The sequence below is a fragment of the Archangium sp. genome (genome assembly GCF_057119385.1).
Genome location: NZ_DBNGVP010000148.1, coordinates 1 through 18,901 on the forward strand (window position 1 = coordinate 1; position 18,901 = coordinate 18,901).

The 18,901-nt window shown below is 66.0% G+C and carries 18 protein-coding genes; 9 read left to right on the plus strand and 9 right to left on the minus strand.

Annotated elements, in window-relative coordinates; translation table 11 throughout:
* Positions 1 to 1,336: 1,336 nt before the first annotated feature.
* From AC16DP_RS34935 to AC16DP_RS34955, 5 genes are all read right to left on the minus strand, one after another.
* A complete protein-coding gene (locus AC16DP_RS34935) occupies positions 1,337 to 1,804 on the minus strand; it encodes a type VI immunity family protein (protein ID WP_329731363.1) in 468 nt (155 codons plus the stop codon).
* A 120-nt stretch (positions 1,805 to 1,924) separates the two neighbouring features.
* On the minus strand, positions 1,925 to 2,800 hold the full coding sequence (locus AC16DP_RS34940; protein WP_329731364.1) for a hypothetical protein: 876 nt from the start codon (positions 2,798 to 2,800) through the stop codon (positions 1,925 to 1,927).
* 175 nt (positions 2,801 to 2,975) lie between these two features.
* Positions 2,976 to 3,392 (minus strand): hypothetical protein, encoded by a 417-nt coding sequence (locus AC16DP_RS34945; protein WP_329731365.1) that lies wholly within the window; start codon positions 3,390 to 3,392, stop codon positions 2,976 to 2,978.
* 41 nt (positions 3,393 to 3,433) lie between these two features.
* Positions 3,434 to 4,564, minus strand: coding sequence for a cytochrome-c peroxidase (locus tag AC16DP_RS34950; protein ID WP_329731366.1), 1,131 nt, complete (start codon positions 4,562 to 4,564; stop codon positions 3,434 to 3,436).
* Positions 4,564 to 5,100: a YfiM family protein gene (locus tag AC16DP_RS34955; protein WP_329731367.1), complete on the minus strand. Its 537-nt coding sequence runs from the start codon at positions 5,098 to 5,100 to the stop codon at positions 4,564 to 4,566. Before AC16DP_RS34955 ends, AC16DP_RS34950 begins: the two co-directional genes overlap by 1 nt.
* 176 nt (positions 5,101 to 5,276) lie before the next feature.
* Between AC16DP_RS34955 and AC16DP_RS34960 the strand changes: the two genes are divergently transcribed.
* The 3 genes from AC16DP_RS34960 to AC16DP_RS34970 all read left to right on the plus strand — a co-directional run bounded on the left by AC16DP_RS34960 (position 5,277) and on the right by AC16DP_RS34970 (position 8,001).
* Entirely contained in the window at positions 5,277 to 6,299 is a 1,023-nt protein-coding gene (locus AC16DP_RS34960; protein ID WP_329731380.1) for an acyltransferase family protein, read from the plus strand.
* A 33-nt stretch (positions 6,300 to 6,332) separates the two neighbouring features.
* Positions 6,333 to 6,713, plus strand: a complete 381-nt coding sequence (locus AC16DP_RS34965; protein ID WP_483956934.1) for a TRL-like family protein — start codon at positions 6,333 to 6,335, stop codon at positions 6,711 to 6,713.
* Positions 6,714 to 6,915: 202 nt separating this feature from the next.
* Positions 6,916 to 8,001, plus strand: a complete 1,086-nt coding sequence (locus tag AC16DP_RS34970; protein ID WP_329731369.1) for a cytochrome-c peroxidase — start codon at positions 6,916 to 6,918, stop codon at positions 7,999 to 8,001.
* 30 nt (positions 8,002 to 8,031) lie between these two features.
* Here the strand turns inward: AC16DP_RS34970 and AC16DP_RS34975 are convergent, their stop codons facing one another.
* The 3 genes from AC16DP_RS34975 to AC16DP_RS34985 form a co-directional block, all read right to left on the minus strand.
* On the minus strand, positions 8,032 to 9,207 hold the full coding sequence (locus AC16DP_RS34975; RefSeq protein WP_329731370.1) for a tRNA-uridine aminocarboxypropyltransferase: 1,176 nt from the start codon (positions 9,205 to 9,207) through the stop codon (positions 8,032 to 8,034).
* 116 nt (positions 9,208 to 9,323) lie between these two features.
* On the minus strand, positions 9,324 to 10,226 hold the full coding sequence (locus AC16DP_RS34980; RefSeq protein ID WP_329731371.1) for a type VI immunity family protein: 903 nt from the start codon (positions 10,224 to 10,226) through the stop codon (positions 9,324 to 9,326).
* Positions 10,227 to 10,240: 14 nt separating this feature from the next.
* Entirely contained in the window at positions 10,241 to 11,128 is an 888-nt protein-coding gene (locus tag AC16DP_RS34985) for a hypothetical protein (protein WP_329731372.1), read from the minus strand.
* A gap of 115 nt (positions 11,129 to 11,243) precedes the next feature.
* Between AC16DP_RS34985 and AC16DP_RS34990 the strand changes: the two genes are divergently transcribed.
* Positions 11,244 to 12,608 carry a hypothetical protein gene (locus AC16DP_RS34990; protein WP_329731373.1) on the plus strand — a complete coding sequence of 455 codons (1,365 nt, stop codon included), beginning with the start codon at positions 11,244 to 11,246 and terminating at the stop codon, positions 12,606 to 12,608.
* A 1-nt stretch (position 12,609) separates the two neighbouring features.
* Here AC16DP_RS34990 and AC16DP_RS34995 read toward each other — a convergent pair whose 3' ends face one another.
* On the minus strand, positions 12,610 to 13,605 hold the full coding sequence (locus tag AC16DP_RS34995; RefSeq protein ID WP_329731374.1) for an SDR family NAD(P)-dependent oxidoreductase: 996 nt from the start codon (positions 13,603 to 13,605) through the stop codon (positions 12,610 to 12,612).
* Positions 13,606 to 13,825: 220 nt separating this feature from the next.
* Here AC16DP_RS34995 and AC16DP_RS35000 point away from each other — a divergent pair, with 220 nt between their 5' ends.
* From AC16DP_RS35000 to AC16DP_RS35020, 5 genes are all read left to right on the plus strand, one after another.
* Positions 13,826 to 14,398, plus strand: a complete 573-nt coding sequence (locus AC16DP_RS35000; RefSeq protein WP_329731375.1) for a hypothetical protein — start codon at positions 13,826 to 13,828, stop codon at positions 14,396 to 14,398.
* Complete coding sequence (locus AC16DP_RS35005; protein ID WP_329731376.1) at positions 14,395 to 16,134, plus strand: GMC family oxidoreductase; 1,740 nt, start codon at positions 14,395 to 14,397, stop codon at positions 16,132 to 16,134. The genes AC16DP_RS35000 and AC16DP_RS35005 overlap by 4 nt, the downstream gene beginning before the upstream one ends.
* Positions 16,135 to 16,289: 155 nt before the next feature.
* Entirely contained in the window at positions 16,290 to 17,522 is a 1,233-nt protein-coding gene (locus AC16DP_RS35010; protein WP_329731377.1) for a hypothetical protein, read from the plus strand.
* Positions 17,519 to 17,719, plus strand: a complete 201-nt coding sequence (locus tag AC16DP_RS35015) for a hypothetical protein (RefSeq protein WP_329731378.1) — start codon at positions 17,519 to 17,521, stop codon at positions 17,717 to 17,719. Before AC16DP_RS35010 ends, AC16DP_RS35015 begins: the two co-directional genes overlap by 4 nt.
* A gap of 286 nt (positions 17,720 to 18,005) precedes the next feature.
* Positions 18,006 to 18,773 carry a Hachiman antiphage defense system protein HamA gene (locus AC16DP_RS35020; protein WP_329731379.1) on the plus strand — a complete coding sequence of 256 codons (768 nt, stop codon included), beginning with the start codon at positions 18,006 to 18,008 and terminating at the stop codon, positions 18,771 to 18,773.
* Positions 18,774 to 18,901 lie beyond the last annotated feature (128 nt).

Sequence of the window (18,901 nt, forward strand, 5' to 3'; positions counted from 1 at the left end):
CTCGAGCTCTCGCGGGGACTCGCGTCCCATGGCCATCGCTCGGCTCCACACGCCCTTGAACCCCAAGTCCTCCCCATGCGCACGGCTTCGGGTCCGCGCTCCTGCCCACTCGACGTACCGAAGACCCTGATTTCTTCGCGTTCACGGACTCTATCGAACTGATTGAGAATACTCTCCGAGTTCGCTTCGATGCGTTCCCAGCCGAATATCTTGATAAAATATCAAAGTACGGAAACAATCTCCCGGATATTCAGCGAAATATACCCACTGCAATCATAGAATTGGAAGCACCCATAGAGGCTCCCAATTCGGAATCCCGCCTGTTCCCTGGACTACAGGGACGGCGCTTGCAGGAAGACCGCTGGTATAGACTAACAATCGGGCCAAAAGGTATTCCAGCGTATCGTTTCCGGGCACCACTGTACAACGATGCAGTTCCGGCTCCCGTCAAAGACATAGAGCACATCGATCATCGAAGCAAGCTGGCACATACGTTGATATTGGCCACAAGCCTTGATGACATTCCCGAGGCCGATCCAGACGAACTGACCGGTCGTCTAATGATGCACAGCACAGACCTTTCATGGGTTGCCGCATACAATGTCGGCCAGGGAAACTGCAACGCAATCTGCAATTCTCACGGGCAACCCATCATTTATTATGACTTCGGTGGAGGGTGCCTCCAAAACACCCCCACTTATCCAAACAACATTGGGTTCTGCTTCTCACAGAACCCAGTCATCATTCTTTCCCATTGGGACATGGATCACTGGATCTCCGCGAACAGGCACAACGAAGCCCAGGGTCTAAACTGGATTGCCCCACGCCAAAGAATGGGCATGAGTCACACTCAATTCGCTCGCCAACTTGGCAACAACCTTCACTTTTGGCCTAGCGCCCTAACACACGTCTCAACAGGACATCTTGACCTAGTCCACTGCAAAGGCAGCACCCGAAACGACTCGGGGCTAGCCTTGATAGTGCATCTTGGGGATAACACAGCACAGCGTTCCATCCTCCTATGCGGTGATGCAAATTACCGAAGAATCCCCCGCGTCCCATCACAACTCGTAGGAGTAGTTGCCAGCCATCATGGCGGGCACCAAAACGCGCTCCGACCACCTCGAGCCCAACCAAATCACAGCATCGTATATTCACACGGGCGAGGAAACAGTTACCACCACCCAAACAGCCGTGCAATCACTGCTCACGCAAGCGCTGGCTGGGTCTATACGCTCTATACCCCAAACGGGCATGCACTCGTTGGCAGCCCCCAAGCAACTCCTCCCAACTTACCGTGCTTCGGATCACACTGCACACTCCAACCACAACAATCTTAATCAGAATCCAAAGCACGAACCACTACACATAAAGACAGGCCGTACTCCTCCAGGTATTCCGTAGGGAGGTAGAACGCAATCGAACTCGTCGCCTCCGGACCGGGAGGGAAATGGGGGTGGTCGAACTGCCGACCGTGGTAGCGAACCTCATGGCCAGCAACCTCTTCCGCGCTTTCCGCCAAGCAAATGGTGCCGCCCACACGCTCAAGCACCTTCCGCCGGTTGAACTCCCAACCGTTGTCATCAAGTTCCTGCCATTCGCCCTCATCGTCGGCATACCAGCCGAGATCTTGTGGCCCTACCGCGTGGCGGTAGACCTCCACAGCACGCCACACGGCCTGAACAATCTCCTCGTGGGAGCACCGCATGTAGAAGGCGATACTGATGCACTCGGGGAGGAACAGAGAGCGTTCACCATCCTTGAAGAGCTGGTAGCGACGGATGCGAGGAGAGTGTTCACTCATCGCTGGACTCCAAGCTGGGGAGCGGGTCATCTCTCCTCCAAATGACTCCTTGCACAGCCGACGAATGGGGTAATGCCCACCAAACTCCGGCCGACAGCCAGACAGTCTCTCAAGTGCTCATTAACGAATGTGATACTCAAGCGCACTGAGCGAGCAGGATCTAAATCCAAGACAACCCCTATTTCGCAAAAACCGACAGAGTTCTGTCAGATTCTTGTCCTCAGTGACAAAGAAGTCAGCATAAGCAGCCGAGGATGCAATCATCATGTCCATGTGATGATTTGGGTGATACTTAAGCCTACGCAGTAGTGGATGTTGGCTGATGAGATCGGCAGGAACACTACTCCCGAGAATCAACACTTGAGCCATTGCCAAGTACGCACGCAGCGATTTGTAACGCTCAGTTCTTCTCAGAACCCAGACACATTCAGTAGGAGGCAACCCCATCGACTGCGTCAGGACACCCATCAACACAGTAGTATCAATATGTTCTGGACCAAAGTTCAGAAGCGACTCACCCAGTTCCCGGGCAGACCACTTCTTAGCGCGGTACTTCTGCATCCCTTCCTCGATTGCTCCTTTCCAGACATCGCGAGTCTCTGCTTTGTATTCACCAACTCTTGTTGACGCTTTTTTCAAGACAGAAAGAGCACTCCCTCCTGCCTTTATCACAGCAAGCTCACGAGCAATTTCTTTACGCTCCTGAATATTCAGCAATGGCGTCGAGGCAATTCGACCCTTAGCCTCTAACATGCAGATCACATTGCCTAGTTCCGCAACGTCAATTGCGGATCCAAGGCTGGCAAAGAGACGCTCAAGCCGCAGTGCCTTCTGGACGAGTTTCTCTCCGGAAACACCAGCAAATGCCTCATCAAGCGCTTCTCGGGCAATTAGAAAGCGCATCTTACTGCGACGTACCAATCCTGTGAATGCAGCTACCGCCTTGTCATTATCAATCGCCGCACTGAGGGATGAAGTATCTAGGAGCGCATCCATGGATATGCCCTACGAACGAATTCAAATGTAGCCCACCACAGAAGAAAACCCTGAAGTGAGCCAATCTAAACAGCCCACTTCAGGGTGTGGTTGCGACAAGTTGAATGATGTTCAAATTTGATGGCAGCACATCAAACAGGATTGGAGCAGCGGCAGGTGCACCGCCGCATCCAATTCACCCGCCGATGGGGGTGCTGGCCATCAGGCTCCGGCCGATGGACAGGATGCCGCCGATGATGAGCAGCAGCGCCCCGCCCACGCCGATGAGCGGCAGCAGGTAGCCGGGGTTGGGGCGCTTGCGGTTGATCACCAGCAGCGCGTGCGCGAGGCCCGCCGCCGCCAGCATCATCACCAGGTGGCCCCAGAACGCCGGGTAGAACTGCCAACCCGAACCCGGCAGCACGCCCAGCAGGATGATCCCCAGGAGGATCTGCGTGTCGAGGAGGCCAGCGAAGCTGGAGCCGATGATGCGCACGGACTTGTCCACGGGCCGCTTCGTGATGAGCCCGAAGGCGAAGTACGCGACGGCGATCAGCCCCATCAGCAGCACGAGGTAGCGCAGCCCGGAGTGGGCGTAATAGAGCATTTTCATGGCCGCGCTTCCTAGCGCCCCCCAGGCCGGGAGGCGAGCCTTTACGTCGGATCCGGCTTCGGGGTGCTCCTCGAGCTCGGCGGCAACGTGGGCGGCGCGAGCACCTCGGGCCCGGGCAGCTCGCCCGTCAGGCTCTTCAAGAAGGCCACGATGTCGTCCACCTCGGCGTCACTGAAGGTCATGCCCAGCTGGTGCCTGGCCATCAGCCGCACCGCCTGGGGCAGCTCCTTCACCGAGCCATCGTGGAACCAGGGGCCCGTCTTCTCCACGTTGCGCAGCGTGGGCACGCGGAACTTGTGCAGATCCTCCTCGTTCTTCGTCACCTCGAAGCGGCCCTTGTCCCCGGTGGGGTACTCCTCGATGAGGCCCAGCTTCTGGAAGGAGGTGCCGCCCACCGACGGGCCGTTGTGGCACGTGGTGCAGCCCGAGGCGGCGAACAGCTCCAGCCCGCGCCGCTCCTGCTCGGTGAGGGCGCTCTCGTCCCCCGCGAGGAACTTGTCGAAGCGCGACGTGGTGAGGAGCTTGCGCTCGAAGGCGGCGATGGCCCGCGCGGCGTTCATCACGCTCACCGGCTTCCTCTGGCCGGGGAAGGCCTCCTTGAAGCCCTTCACGTACTGCGGAATGGAGTTGAGCGTGGCCAGCACGCGCTTCTCGTCCGGCATGGCCATCTCCACCGGGTTCATCATCGGCCCCGCGGCCTGCTCCTCGAGCGTCGCGGCGCGGCCATCCCAGAACTGCGCGATGTGGCCCGCGGCGTGGAACACGGTGGGCGCGTTGCGCGTGCCCTTCTGGCCCTTGTGCCCCTCGGAGGTGGGCTTGCCGTCCACGCCGAAGGTGGCCAGGTCATGGCAGCTGTTGCACGAGATGTCGTGGTTCTTCGACAGGCGGTTCTCGAAGAAGAGCAGGCGCCCCAGGGCGATCTGTGACGCGGTGTCCCGCGGCGTCTCGGCCTTCACGGCGGCGGACGGGCGGAAGAAGGAGACGAGCTTCTCGTGGCTCATCTTCGGCTTCGGCGGCTCCGCGGGTACCGGCGCGGGCTCTGGCGCGGGCGCCGGGGCCGCCGCGGCGGTGGTGGGCTTGGACTCGGGCGGAGGGGACTCCTTGCTGCACGAGGAAGAGAAGGCGCCCAGGGATACCAATCCGACGCCGAGCAAGAGCCGATTCCGCATCATCACCAACAACCTCCCAGGAGGAGCATGACCGAGCCATTCCTACCATCACCCGGCCCCCCTTGGGGATGACCCCCCGCGCTCACCGACATCGTCAGCAGGGGCCTCCTCCCGCCCGCCAGCCCTCCCCCGCTCCCCTGCTCGGTGGGCGCCCCGCCATCGCGCTGGAAGAAGAGCCGATCCACCGCCCAGGACAGGCCCAGCCCGGTGGCCGTCCCCAGCACGTCCCACGTCAGGTCCTTGAAGGAGAAGAAGCTGCCGCGCCCCGCGTCGTAGAGTTCCTTCGCCACCCCCGCGCCGAGCGCCACGCCCGCGCCGGTGAGCCACCGCGCCTCGGGGGCCTCGAAGAGCAGCGCGCCCCCGGCATACCCCGCGCCGGCCAGGCCCACGCTGACGCCGTAGTGCAGCGCCTTGTCCTGCCCGAACCAGTCGTCCAGGGCGGGAATCTCGGGCTCCTCGCCCCGGGCGGAGAGGGGGACGAGCAACGACAGACACAACACGGCCAGGAGGGTTTCACGGGCGGTCATAGGACGTGCCATGACACCACCCCGGAGGGCCCCGCGTCAGCGCCCGGCGTCCGATTTCGAGACGCGCGGCCCGCTTGCACGTATGCTCACGATCCGTGACCCGTCCCGGTACCTCCCTCTTCGACCTCCGCAAGCCCTCGTCCCGTCATCCCGGACTCGACGGCGCACGAGGTTTGGCCGTGGTGGCGATGGTGTTGGGGCACACGCTGGACGCGCTGCTCGCGCCGGAGATGCGCGCCAACGCGTGGGTGCAGCGGTACTGGGAGCTGCGCGGCATCACCGCGCCCCTCTTCCTGCTGGTGGCCGGCTTCGCGGTGGTGGCGGCGCTCGGCACCTCGCAGGAGAGCGCGGGCCAGTCCTTCGGCCGCCGGGCGCGGCGCGCGCTGCTGCTGCTCTTCCTCGGCTACCTGGTGCACTGGCCGGGCTGGGACACCGTGCATGCGCTCGGCTGGGGCGAGCCGGTGCGCTCGCTCGTCTTCACCTTCGACGCCCTGCAGAGCATCGCGGTGAGCCTGCTGGTGGGCGCGGCGGTGCTGGTGCTGGCGCGCGGCACCTGGACGCGGGCCGTGGTGCTCGCCGTGCTCGCCGTGGGCATCCCCCTGGCGAGCACCTGGATGTGGAGCGCCGCCACGGGCTGGCCCGTGGAGCTGCGCCAGGCGGTGGGCATGCCGGGCGCGCGCTTCCCCCTCTTCCCCTGGGCGGGCTTCTTCTTCGCCGGGGCGCTCGCGGCCCACCTGCTGCGCCTGCTGCGGCCCGGCTGGCCCCAGGGCCTCGCCCTGCTGGCGCTCGGCGGGGGCCTGCTGCTGCTGACGCGCCGGCTGCCCTCGGACTGGAGCCCCACCAGCGCCTGGCTCGTGGGCTTCCGCGTGGGCCAGGGTCTGCTGGTGCTGGGCGCCATCAACCTGGTGCCCCGCTTCCTCTCCGGGCTGCTGGCCCCCCTGGGCCGCTCCTCCCTCTGGCTCTACGTGCTGCACCTGCCGGTGGTGTACGGCTGGGCGGGGACGGCGGGCCTCGCCGGACGCGTGGGCCCCACCCTCGGCCTGCTGCCCGCCCTGGGCGTGGGCCTCGGGCTGCTCGCGGTGTGCTTCGCCATCGCCCGCCTCTGGCAGGTGGTGCGCGGCGAGCAGCGCTCCGCCTCCGACTCCACGACGTGGCGCGCCCGCCCCGTCCCCATGAGCAACACCGGCCTCCGCTCCGGCCAGCGCATCTGACAGGGGATTTACTTCCACCCGGAGCACGGGTACATGCCGTACCGCTTCACTCCCAGGCAGTCCAAGCGAGGAAACATGCACCTGTTGCGCAAGCTGTCCGCCGTTGCCGTCCTCTGCGTTGCCACCACGGGCCTCTCCGGTTGCGCGGGCATCGCCTTCCCTGGCGCCATCGGCTTCTCCAGCCTGTACACCAACACCACTGGTAACAACTTCGTGAACGAGCAGACCAAGCTGGGCTCCAAGTCCGGCGAGGGCTGTGTGACGTCCATCCTCGGCCTCATCACCACCGGCGACGCCGGCGTGCACGAGACGGCCCGCAAGGCCAACATCAACCGCGTCACCCACATCGACTACCGCTTCGAGAACATCCTCGGCTTCTACGCCAAGTACTGCGCCATCGTTTACGGCGAGTAGCAATTCCCCGGTGCCGCGTCCCCGCCCACGAGGCCGAGGGACGCGGCGTCCCGCCCGGCCGAGGGTCCTTGCCCCGGGGCGTCATGCCGCACCGCGTTTCCCCCAGGCCCCGAGGCTGCTACCTTTCATGGGCTTCCGGCCCACTCCCCCACCCGGACCCGAAGGGGTCCTGGCCGTGGAGCTCAGTGAGAGAGCAGACCCCATGAAACTCAAGACCTTCGTTCGACCCCTCCTCCTGGTCGCCGCGACCGCGGGCGCCGCTGCCTTCGCGCAGGCGGCCAGGCCGGCCGCTCCGGCCGCTCCGGCCGCTCCCGCAGCCACCCAGAAGGCCGTCATCGACCGCGCCCTGCTCACCGTCTTCAAGGCGCTGCCGGCCCGTTTCGAGGACCCCAAGAACCCCATCACCCCGGAGAAGGTGGAGCTGGGGCGCATGCTGTACTTCGAGAACCGCCTCTCGAAGAACCATGACGTGTCCTGCAACAGCTGCCACGACCTGAACAAGTACGGCGTGGATGGCAAGCCCTTCTCGCCGGGCCACAAGAAGCAGCTGGGCGGCCGCAACTCGCCCACCGTGTACAACGCCGGTGGCCACGTCCTGCAGTTCTGGGATGGCCGCGCCCCCAACCTCGAGGAGCAGGCCAAGGGCCCCATCCTCAACCCCGTCGAGATGGCCATGCCCAGCGAGGCGCGCGTCATCGAGACGCTCAAGTCCATCCCCGGCTACGTGACGGCCTTCCAGAAGGCCTTCCCGGGCGAGGCCGACCCGGTGACGTACAACAACGTGGGCCTGGCCATCGGCGCCTTCGAGCGCCAGCTCGTCACGCCCTCGCGCTTCGACAAGTACCTGGCCGGTGACGAGACCGCCCTCAACGACGCGGAGAAGATGGGCCTGAAGAAGTACCTGGAGCAGGGCTGCCAGACCTGCCACAACGGCCCCGCCATCGGCGGCTCGCTGCAGAAGCTGGGCCTGGTGATGCCCTACCCGTCCAAGGACCAGGGCCGCTTCGATCTCACGAAGAAGGAGTCGGACCGGATGATCTTCCGCGTCCCCACCCTGCGCAACGTGACCAAGACGGCGCCCTACTTCCACGACGGCTCGGTGAAGGACCTGCAGACGGCCGTGAAGCTCATGGCCCAGCACCAGTTCGGCAAGCAGATCAGCGACGAGGACACGAAGCACATCGTGACGTTCCTCGACTCGCTCACCGGCGAGCTGCCCAAGAGCTACATCGCCAAACCGAAGCTGCCGGCCAGCGGCCCGAAGACGCCGAAGCCGGATCCGTCGTAATCCCGTGAAGCACCCGCCCGGCGGGGGTGGCTACGACGCCATCCGCTGCCGGGACGGAGGCTCGGTGGCCCGGCCGCGCTCGTCGAGGGCCCGGACCACCGCCTCCAGGGCCACGATGCGCCGCCCGGCGCGCCCCGGAGCCCACTGCTCGGGAAGCCGCGAGCCCAACAGCTCCGCCCCGTGCTCCACCCCCCCAGGCTTGCTCTTGAGCGCCCGCGCGCACGCGAGCCGCACGTTGAGCGCCTCGGGCACGGGGAAGCCGTCGCGGCGCAGCAGCTCCAACGCGAACGTCGTCCACACCGCGAGCTTGTCGCCCGGGCGCAGGAAGGCCTGGAAGCGCGCGAGTCCCGACTCCAGCGGCTCGCCCGCCCGGAGCGTCTCCTCCGGCAATTCCACGTGCAGACACGTGCTGCGCGCCAGCGGCTGGCGCGGGGCGAGCACGGCATGGAAGCGCTCTCCCGTGGCCGGGCGCAGGGCCACGAGGTGCACCAGCTCCGAGGGCAGGGCCTGCTCCGCGGGGTGGGCGTTGGCCTCGGCGTAGAGCAGCACGAGGTGCTCGAAGTTCTCCGCGAGGGTGCGCAGCTCCAGCGGCGGCTGCCACGCGGACTTGTAGAGGCGCCGGCGAGGCGGCTCCGTCCGGCTGTCCTGGCGGTCCAGCTGCGTGTCCACCATGAACTCGAAGGGGTTGAGCAGGGTGTCGAAGCGCTCCTGGTGGCCCTCGAGGGCGCCCAGCACCTCCACCACGGCCTCGATGGTGGAGACGCAGTGCTCGGCCGGCTCGGCGCGGATGCGGTAGTTGCTCGGGCGGCGCGGGACGAAGCCGATGCGCGGCAGGCCAGCCAGGAGCGGGTTCGTCTTCACCAGCTTGCGCGCCAGGGGCCAGGTGCCGTCCACGACGATGAGCGTCTCGGGAGGGTGGAGGCGCGCCTCCTCGAGGGGGATGGCCTCCTCGCCCGGGAAGAGGACGGCGACGCGCTCGGGGTGGGCGGCGAGCGCCTCGAGCCGGGCATGGCCGGAGAAGTCCACGCCCACGTGGAGCTCGGAGTTGGGAAGGGACAGGTGCGCCATGCGGGCCGTGCCGATGGCCACCCGCCGCTCACGGGGGTGCTGCAGGAAGACGACGCGCGTGCGCGAGTCCACCTGGGGCACGCGCGCGCAATAGCACGTGGACTGGGGACGCAGGCAGCGGAGACAGAGGGAGCGCACCCCGCCGCTTTAACGGGACCCCGGGGGGGCCGGCAAGGACTGGCGGCGAGAAGGTGGGCCCGGGAGGCCCGGTGTGCCCGGCTGCCTGGAGGGGGACGGGGGAGATGGGGGCTCGGTCAGTCCAGGAAGCGGCGCTCCCAGCGGAGCATGTCCTCGGTGGCCGGGTAGAAGTCATCCATGTCACTGCGATACAGATAGGGCGCGAGGATCCGGGCGAGCGCGCGGTGCAGGGGAAGTGTCTGGCCCGCCTCCACGTCCCCGACCTCTGGTTGCGCTCCCAGGGTGATGAGCACCCGGTCTCCGCGCATCTCCTGGAGGGTGATTCCCGGGAGTCCCAGGTGCGCGCGCAGACCGGGCACGCCGCCGAGCTTCCCGAGCACGGGCTCCCCGAGGAAGTTCATCCAGTGCACCCCATCCACCCAGGTATTCATGCGAAGGCTCGCCCTGCTCGAGGCGAGGTGCACTCCCGGATAGCGCGGTTGGATGAGCGGGAGGGCCTCGCCAAAATGCCAGCCGTCCGAACACAGGACGAAGTCCACATACCCCGAGTTGAAGGGGAGTTCCGCAGCCAGTTCGAGGGCCAGGGCTCGGACCCGGTCCGCGCCCCGTTCCACCAGGAACGCCGTGGGTAGCCGCACATACAGGACGCTCACACCGTCCTTTTGCTCTGGCCAGGGAGAGGGCCAGACATCCAACCCTCTATAGTGCACACGCAGATCATCCACTTCCGTGGATTGGCCATCCAACACCAGATAGGCCGACATGTCTGGCTCCGGCTTCAATGTTCGCATGCGAAGCCTTTCCCATCCGGAGTCGTCGAGTGGATCGAGTTGTCCCTCACCCGCATCATACCAGGCGAGTTGGTGGGGATGTATCCATTCACGAATGATTTGGAGAGCCCGCAGGACGGCGGGAGCGATTCGCTCGTTGGGGTGCTGCATGTAGAAGGTCATGAGCAAGGCACCGCTCGCGACCAACCGGCCGTGCTCGGAGTAGTGCCGCAATCTCGGGTATCGCATGGACAGTGTTTCTCCTAATCCTCTCGTACGACTCCCTGCCGTGGAGAGACCAGCCGTGGCTTTACTCGAGTTGCACGCATATAGACCCCACCCTGCATCTCATCATCCCAACGCCCCCCCTTGTACCTCTCCCATCGTGCGTTGTTGGTCTCGGGACAAGGAAACTTGAGATCGTACACCTGGACGATGAAGCCCTTCTCGTCCATGAGGACGATATCCGGCTCGATGGTGCCCAACAGTCCCTTCCAGCCATGCTTCAACACAATCTGCTTCACCTGCTCTTCATTCAAGAATTTCCACGTCCCAGTCCACTCTTCGAGTTGAAAGCGAGGATGGAGCAGGTAGCGCTTGGGTAGCAGCTTGTCCAACGCCTCGCGCAGGCACGGCCAGGACTCCTCGTGCTTGAAGAGCCCCAGGTACGCGGCCCACGTCGTCTTCTCGCCCACCTTCACCTGCTGGCAGATTTCCCAGCTCGGGCTCCGGCCGTTGAAGTGGTAGTCGTTGACCTTCTGGTCCGCCCGTCGCACACACTGCTCGATGGCCCGCTCCACCTTCGCGAGCAGGTCCGTGGCCAGGGCCACGCCCCTGCGCTCGGCTGAGTTGATCTGGGGCATCATCGCCCCTGTCATGGCCACCACCGTGGCGCCAGCGGTGATCTTCATGGCGGTGGAGACGGAGCGCTGTGCCGTCTCGGCCACCTGCGCCATTTCGGATGACCCGGTGCACTGTTCCCACTGGCCGGGGTTCTTCTTGAGGCAGCACTCGGGCGTCAGATCCCGTGGACCGCACTCCCCCACCACCTCCACCGAGTCCAGTTCCGAAAGGCATCCCGCCTTGTGGACGGCCAGGAGGACCAGACCCGAGAGAAGCCTGCTCTTCGCGCGAAGGAGCATGAAACCCATGGTAGCTTGAAGCGACACCATGAGCACATCGACCGGGGACGGACAGGAGCGTCCAGAGCTTGGGACGCCTCCGCAGGAGGCTGGCGCGGGAACACGACGATGGCCTCGCCGCCGATTGCTCCGCTGGGCCCTGGGACTGGTGCCCGCCGCGATGGGTGGTGGCTGGGCCACATTCCGGTGGCTCGACGAGCGCGAGCGGCGCATGCAAGAGGAGGAACTGGGGCCGGAGGACGGGTGGGAAGTCGAGGGAGGGCGCGTCCTGAAAGGGGGACCCGAGAAACACAGCAAGAGCCCGGAAGCCCGCGCCGCGGAGCTGGCCCAGGAGGCCGCCTGGTATTCTTTCGCGGGCCACCCGAGCGCCAGCATCACCGCGAACCTAGCACTCGAGGTGTATCCGTCCTCCGCGCCAGCCCGGTTGGTGAGGGCCTGTTGGTGCATGCAGGAAAACCGGTGGGACCTGGTGCGGGAGGACCTCACGGCGCCCTCCCTCCGAGACACTCCAGAGGCACGTCTGTTGTTGGAATTCGCTGATCGCCAACCTCGCGCGGCCGATTGGCGCCATGCCTTCTTCGACTCCTGGAAGGCCCTCGGACAGCCGGATTTCCGCAAGAGCCCCCTGCTCCCCGCTCCCATCGAGTGGAATCACCTCAATTCAAACCAAATCACCTGGCTCCCGCCTGGCGAGGACTGGCTCTTCCCCATCGGGGTCCTGTCTCCAGACTCGGCGAAGGGCCGGGAATCGTGGATGCGCGAGCAGGTTCTCTCCTCCCAGTCGGTGCCCCTGCTCCTGGCCCTGCGCGAACAACTGCTCTCCCTCGAAGACGAGGCGCCACTCCGCCAGGCCTGTCTGGCCTCGGTGGAGGAGCGGCTCGGCCAGCTCGCGGGGCCCACGCCCCGTACCCTCCAGCTCGCCCTCGTCCCCTTCCTGTCGGGCACCTCGCGCTCGGCGCCCTTCGAGCGGCGGGAGTTGGAGGCACTCGAGACACTCGCCGTGCTGCGCGAGTGGAAGCAGCCCTCCAGCGAGGAGGTCTTCCGGGAGATGCGAGTGCATACGGACATGCTGCATGGCCCCGCCCACCATGCCTGGGTGCTGACGTGCATGGCCCAGGCCACGTCCCATGGCACGTGGCTCCTGCAGCGTGCCAGGGCCAGCAAGGCGCACCTGACCGAGGACGAGCTGCGATGGCTGGGACGGCTTCTGTACCAAGTGGGAGCGCGCCTGCGTGAGCAGCGCTCCCGTCTGGAGCTGGAGATGGGGCTGCGGCTCCAGATGTTCGGCTCCGAGCTGATGCAGCACGTCCCCACCCGCGAGGAGTGCATCGCCGCCTGGATTCAACTGGGCAACTGGGAGGATGCCGTGAAGAAGGCGGCCTATGACCGTTGGCCCATCGGCCCGCTGCGCGAGGAGTCCTGCGAGCACCGGGCCCGGAACGAGCTCGCGTGGATGCAAGCCTTCGCGGGCAGGGGCCAGCTGCCCTGAGCTACCGTGGCTGTCTTGCTTTGACGAGCCCCTGCTCCCGCAGGAAGGCCACGGTCTTCTCCACGCCCTCGGCGAGCGGCGTTGGCTTGAAGCCCAGCTCACGCTGGGCCTTGCTCGCATCCACGCGCACGTCCCACAGCAGGAAGGACAACTGCCCCGACGCGATGAGCGGTGTGAAGCCAAACATCCTCGCCAGGGGCGCGGAGGCCACGGCGAGCAGCTTCATCACCCCCGCGGGCAGGCTGGGCGGCACCCGGGCTCCCAATCCTTCCACCCGGAGGATCTCCCGCGCCAGCTCCGCGTTGCTCACGTGCATGTCGGCCACCAGGTAGCGCTCGCCCGGGACACCGCGCTCGGCCGCCGCGAGGTGCGCGTCCGCCACCCCGTCCACGTACGCCACCGGCATTCCCCCGGGCGGCAGGGCCGGCGCCGTCCGGTTGAGCACCTGGAGGAACAACGAGTTGAGCCCCACATGCACCGGAGACGGCCCGTACACCGCGCCTGGATTCACATACACGAGCTCGAGCCCCTCGCGCCGGAGCTCCTCCGCCTCCCGCTCCGCGGCCTGTTTCGAGCGCTCGTAGGCCGTGGGCTTCGGCGCCGTGTCCAGGTTCGTCTCCACCAGCGTGCCCCCACTCGGCGCGGCGAAGACATCCATCGTCGAGGTGTACACCACCCGCTTCACCCGCCCGGCGAGCGCGGCCCGCAGCACGTTCACCGTGCCCTGGCGGTTCACCCGGTCGAAGATGCGCTCATCCGGCTGCCACTGCTCGGGCATCCCCGCCGCGTGGAACAGCCACTCCACGTCCCGCACGGCCGCCGGCAACGAGTCCGGCGCCGTCACATCCCCACGCACCAACTCCACGCCCGCCGGGAGCACCCGCGCGGCCCGCTCCGGCTCCCTCACCAACGCGCGCACCCGGTGTCCCCGCTCCAGCAGCCGCCGGGCCATGGCGTTCCCAACGAGGCCCGTGGCCCCCGTTACCAGCACATTCATCGTCTTCCTGCCCTCTCTGGCACCACCTCCTCAGGACGAGGAGGCGCCTGTCTCGCGGTGTGACGGCGGCGCATGCCGCTCGGCCCGCTCTGCCAGGGAGCATGCGGCGCCCCGGTACGGGCGTCCACTCCCGCCCTTCCCGCGCTCATCACAGCCCCTGCTTCCCCACTCAGAACAAGAGGGGGACGCGGCCCACCGCGGCCCTCGAGAGGAACCCCTCATGCCCTTCGCCCCCGACCTGCTCTTCCACGAGACGCTGTGCGGCCCCATGGCCCTGGGCAACCGGGACGCCGGGCCCCCCGCGCGCCACGGCCGCACCACGCGCCTGTCCCTCCACGCCACCATCCGCATCGACTCCCTGGAGGACTTCCTCCTGGATCCCGAGCACGTGGCCTGGTTGGGCGGACACCTCTCCTTCCCTCCCCTCTCCAAGTACCTCCCCATCCACGAGGGCCACTTCCAGCTCTTCTCCCCCTCGGACGATCCGCTCATGCGGCTGATGCACTACGACGCCCGCTTCGAGCACGAGGAACGCACGTACTTCCTGTCCGGCACCAAGTTCCTCCGGGATGACCCGGGGCCAGACCTCTGGATGGACACGACCCGGCTGCTCACCACCCTGCACGAGGGCCACGACGAGCGCGGCCCGGTGGTGGCCGCGGGGGTGCTCTCGGTCGGCGTCCGCGAGTTGCTCAGGCTCATGGCCAGCATGCGCTCGCCCGGGAGTGGTCCCCAGGCGCTGGTGCGCTTCGGCCGGTTCTTCCTCGGCAACCTCTGGGAGTTGTACGCATGACCGCGCGCCCCGAGCACTTCGACGCCCTCATCGTCGGCTCCGGTTTCGGCGGCTCGGTGATGGCCTACCGGCTGGCCGAGGCGGGCCTGCGCGTGTGTCTGCTCGAGCGGGGCAAGGTGTACCCGCCGGGCTCCTTCCCTCGCAGCCCCCGGGAGATCCGCCATGGCTTCTGGGACCCGGGCCAGGGCCTCCACGGGCTCTTCAACATCTGGTCCTTCCGGTGGTTGGGCAGCGTGGTGGCCAGCGGGCTGGGCGGCGGCTCGCTCCTCTACGCCAACGTGCTCATCCGCAAGGACGAGCATACCTTCGTCCGGGAGGACCGGACCTCCGGCGGCTACGAGCACTGGCCCGTCACCCGCCAGGAGCTGGAGGCCCACTACGACCGGGTGGAGGCGATGCTGAAGGCGCAGCGCTTCCCCTTCGAGCACGAGCCCTACCGCTCCACGCCCAAGACACAGGCGATGCAGCAGGCCGCCGAGCGGCTGGGGTACGAGTGGTTCCTCCCGAAGCTGGGCGTGACCTTCGGCAACCCGGGGCAGCGGCCCGTCCCGGGCGAGCCCATCCTCGAGTCCTCGCCGAACCTGCACGGCCGCACGCGCCTCACCTGCCGCATGTGCGGGGAGTGCAACCTCGGCTGCAACTACGGCAGCAAGAACTCGCTGGACTACACGTACCTGTCCGCCGCGAAGCGCCTGGGCGCCGAGCTCCGCCCCCGGTGCGAGGTGAAGGTCTTCCGTCCGGACGCGGGCGGTGGCTACGCCGTCGAGTACGTGGACTACAGCGGCGTCACCGAGGGCGAGCCGCTCCCGCGCGAGCCTCGCCGGCACCTCGTCACCGCGGACCGGCTCATCCTCGCGGCCGGCACCTTCGGGACCAACCAGTTGCTGCTGCGCAACCGTCACTCCTTCCCCCGCCTCAGCCGGCAGCTCGGCCTGCGCTTCTCCGCCAACGGCGACCTGCTGGCCTTCCTCCTGGGCAGCAAGGACAGTGCTTCCGGCACCTCCCGGCCTCGGGTGCTCGATGGGAGCAACGGCCCCGTCATCACCAGCGCCATCCGCGTCCGCGACGCACTCGAAGGCGGCAACGGACGAGGCTTCTACATCCAGGACGCCGGCCACCCGGAGTGGCTCAACTGGCTGTACGAGTCGCGCAACCCCCTGCCGCTGATGTTGCGCTCGCTCAAGCTCGCCGGGCGGCTGGCCAGGGAGTGGGCACGCACCGAGCGCAGGAGCGACATCGGCGCGCAGCTCGCCGAGGCGCTCGGTCCCGGCCTGGACTCGGCCACGTCGATGGCGCTGCTCGGCATGGGCCGGGACATCCCCGATGGCAGGCTGCGGCTCACGCGCCATGGAACGCTGGACCTGGACTGGAGCCCTCGCGGCGGCTCGGCCGGGTACTTCCGGCGGCTGCGCGGAGCCATGAAGGAGATCGCCACGGCGCTCGAGGGCGAGCTGGTGCACAACCCGCTCGGGTACCTGGGCCAGGTCCTCACCGTGCACCCGCTCGGCGGCTGCGCGATGGGGCGCCACGAGTACGAGGGCGTCGTCGATGCCCACGGCGAGGTGTTCGGCTACCCCGGACTCTACGTGGCGGATGGCTCGGTGATGCCCGGGCCCGTGGGTCCCAACCCCGCGCTCACCATCGCCGCCCTCTCGGACCGCTTCGCCGAGCAGCTCCTCGCACGGCGCTCCCTCCGCCCGGGCACCCGCGAGCCATCGGGAGCCGAGGCGGCCTGAGGCGGATGAGAGGCTCCGAGGGGAAGACCCTCACCCTAGCCCTCTCCCAAAGGGAGAGGGGACATCCACGGATCCTCGGACCCATCCCTGGTTTCCGGGCGCCACCGGGACTCGTGTACGCTCCCGCCTCCGAACGCGGAGCACCGAGGGGTCGCATGCGATTGAGGAGTCTGGTGGTGGCGGTGGTGCTCTCGAGCGGCTGTCAGCAGCCCGCCCGGCCCGAGCCGACCGCCGCGCTCGAGCAGTCTCCCGGCTCTGGCGAGAACACGGACGCCCAGGCCCCTCTTCCGGAAACTCCAACCACCGCCGAGCCCATACCCGCCGAGGCACTGCCTTCTCCGGCGGAGGAGCTGCCCGAACAGAGCTGGTCGGCGCGCTCCGCCGATGGGAACGCGGAGGTCCAGCAGACCGCGTTCCGCGACGGCAAGGCCCTCCGGTGCACGAGTACCTCGACATGGTCGTCGCCGTGGGATGACCGGAAGGTCGTGTGGAAGTGGGACACCTGCATCGCGACGCGGGAGCAGCTCAAGTTCGTCTCTCCGGACGGCAAGCGGGTACTCGTGATCGATCCACTGCTCGCGTCCCTCCGGGCCGGGACGCGCTGGCAGGACGTGGAGGTGGCCACGCTCCACGAGCATGGCGTGCGCGTGAAGGGCGCGAAGGCCGGAGCCCTCCTCCATGCGCCGCTCGAGGTGCGCGAGCCCGCCCTCCGCATCCTCTGGGTGAAGGGCCTGGGGGGCTTCCCGGGAGCGCCCCCTCGCTACGCCTCCGATGGGAAGGCCGTCGAGCTCGACATGGTGGACGGAAACACGCTCCACCTCGGCTTCGACGGGGATGGCTTCCCGGCCGCGCCCGAGGACAAGCAGGCCTTCAACGCATCCACCGGTATGTACCGGTACGAGGATGAGAAGGGCACGGTCCACTTCGTGAGCTCGTCCAGCGAGGTGCCCGACGCGTACCGCTCCCGGGCCGTGCCCGTGGAGGCCCAGCTCCTCACCGTGAGGGGCCCGCTGGGTCTCGGGGAGTCCCCCGCATCCAAGCCCGGCCCGGAATCCCAGCCCCCTCCCGTGGAGAACAAGGAACCGAGTCCCGAGAAGGTCCTGGAGAGCGCCCGGCTCGCCTCTCCCGCGGAGCTCCTCCAACGGGCCCGTGACACCGTGAAGCAGGTCGAGGAGGTCCAACGCACCCGGGAGCACCTGGCGGACTCGCTGCTCTCCGGCGCCCCTGCCCCCGCGCAGCCGGCGTCCGAGGCGGGCAAGAACCCGAACCCCGCTCGTCCCCTGGAGAATGCCCGGATCCCCACGCCCGAGGAGCTCCTCGAGCGGGCCCGCGAGGCCGTGAAGAAGGTCGAGGAAGTACACCGGGTGCAGGAGACTCCGCACCCGTGAATCTGCTGCTCCTCCAGGACTCCGACTTCCTCCCCGATGGCACCGTCCAGATGACGGGCCGCCGGGCCCAACACGCCAGCGAGGTGCTCCGCGCCGAGCCCGGTGAAACGCTGCGCGTGGGCAGACTCGGTGGGCTCGTGGGCATCGGCGAGGCAGAGGCGACTGGAACCAAATTCGCGGAGGCATTTCTGCCATGAGTCTTGCGCCCAAATTATGAGAGCGCAGGCTGATTACGCCTATAGAGCCCAGCTCTCGCACCTGGATTCAAAGACCGATGCTACCTCAACGGGTCATGCCTTCGACAAAGGTCCTTACGTCCCCGCAATCAGAAAATCGTCAAATAGTCGAGTCCAAAATCATCCATCCAGGAATGTAAAAAGCTTCACTCAGCAGAATACATAGGTAACCTCTCCGCAGTTGCACGGGGGATGTTCTCCAACCTGCGGGCCGGACGTTAGGCGCCCTTTGCTTTGGGGGTTCTGGATGCGGAAGCTTGAGTCCGATTTCCTTAGGATGTGGCTCACTGAACACCGCCACTTGCCTAACGCGCCCCCAAATATCTCGGTATATTACGAGAAAGCAAACACCCGAGAAGTGGTTTGGAATGCATTATGCCTTGCTGTCGCCGATCACTTCTACGATCTTAGTCTCATCCGAAGAATCGAGAAACTGGGCGAGTATCCGAAAGCATTTGCACGAATCCGACAAGTTCTCCCCAAAACAGAGAGAATACGCTCTGGCGATCTCGCAGAGATTCTCGCATCTGAGTATGTAGATCAATTCACTGACTATACCGCTCCCGTTCGCAAGCTCCGCTACAAGGATGATCGCGAGATGGCGATGCGTGGTGACGACGTAATAGCAATTCGGAGCCTAACTCAACCTTCACCACAAGTGCTCAAGGGTGAAGCGAAAAGCCGTCAAGCACTGACACCATCCGTCGTACAAGAAGCCTGCGACGCTCTCGATCGACACCAGGGACGCCCGAATCCCTCCACTATCGCATTCATCGCACTCAGACTGGATGAAAAGAACGAAGACACCTTGGCAGCCATTTTCCATCGAATGCAAGAAGAGACGCCGTCCAGTCGAGACATAAAGCATCTTGTATTCACGCTGTCTGCCAATGATCCTCTGCACTCTCTCTCTGGGCAATCGGCTACCGGTCCATCCGACATTGCTCGCCAGATGGTAGGGATCATGGTGACTGACCATCAAGACTTCATTCGCCAAATCTACGAGTCCATATGAGGCCCATCATATTCATGACAACTGGCCCAACTCATGCATGAGAGCAGGAACCAGGGGCTCTTGTGAGCGATTTCGAGCACAGAACAGACGTCGGCCCTCCCGGGGGCGCGGGTAGCAAGCAGGACGGT

Excerpts from the sequence above, each read along its gene's own strand:
- AC16DP_RS34935 (WP_329731363.1), bottom strand. The coding sequence starts at position 1,804 with ATGAGTGAACACTCTCCTCGCATCCGTCGCTACCAGCTCTTCAAGGAT.
- AC16DP_RS34940 (WP_329731364.1), bottom strand. The coding sequence starts at position 2,800 with ATGGATGCGCTCCTAGATACTTCATCCCTCAGTGCGGCGATTGATAAT.
- AC16DP_RS34945 (WP_329731365.1), bottom strand. The coding sequence starts at position 3,392 with ATGAAAATGCTCTATTACGCCCACTCCGGGCTGCGCTACCTCGTGCTG.
- AC16DP_RS34950 (WP_329731366.1), bottom strand. The coding sequence starts at position 4,564 with ATGATGCGGAATCGGCTCTTGCTCGGCGTCGGATTGGTATCCCTGGGC.
- AC16DP_RS34955 (WP_329731367.1), bottom strand. The coding sequence starts at position 5,100 with ATGGCACGTCCTATGACCGCCCGTGAAACCCTCCTGGCCGTGTTGTGT.
- AC16DP_RS34960 (WP_329731380.1), top strand. The coding sequence starts at position 5,277 with ATGGTGTTGGGGCACACGCTGGACGCGCTGCTCGCGCCGGAGATGCGC.
- AC16DP_RS34965 (WP_483956934.1), top strand. The coding sequence starts at position 6,333 with ATGCCGTACCGCTTCACTCCCAGGCAGTCCAAGCGAGGAAACATGCAC.
- AC16DP_RS34970 (WP_329731369.1), top strand. The coding sequence starts at position 6,916 with ATGAAACTCAAGACCTTCGTTCGACCCCTCCTCCTGGTCGCCGCGACC.
- AC16DP_RS34980 (WP_329731371.1), bottom strand. The coding sequence starts at position 10,226 with ATGCGATACCCGAGATTGCGGCACTACTCCGAGCACGGCCGGTTGGTC.
- AC16DP_RS34985 (WP_329731372.1), bottom strand. The coding sequence starts at position 11,128 with ATGGGTTTCATGCTCCTTCGCGCGAAGAGCAGGCTTCTCTCGGGTCTG.
- AC16DP_RS34995 (WP_329731374.1), bottom strand. The coding sequence starts at position 13,605 with ATGAATGTGCTGGTAACGGGGGCCACGGGCCTCGTTGGGAACGCCATG.
- AC16DP_RS35000 (WP_329731375.1), top strand. The coding sequence starts at position 13,826 with ATGCCCTTCGCCCCCGACCTGCTCTTCCACGAGACGCTGTGCGGCCCC.
- AC16DP_RS35005 (WP_329731376.1), top strand. The coding sequence starts at position 14,395 with ATGACCGCGCGCCCCGAGCACTTCGACGCCCTCATCGTCGGCTCCGGT.
- AC16DP_RS35010 (WP_329731377.1), top strand. The coding sequence starts at position 16,290 with ATGCGATTGAGGAGTCTGGTGGTGGCGGTGGTGCTCTCGAGCGGCTGT.
- AC16DP_RS35020 (WP_329731379.1), top strand. The coding sequence starts at position 18,006 with ATGCGGAAGCTTGAGTCCGATTTCCTTAGGATGTGGCTCACTGAACAC.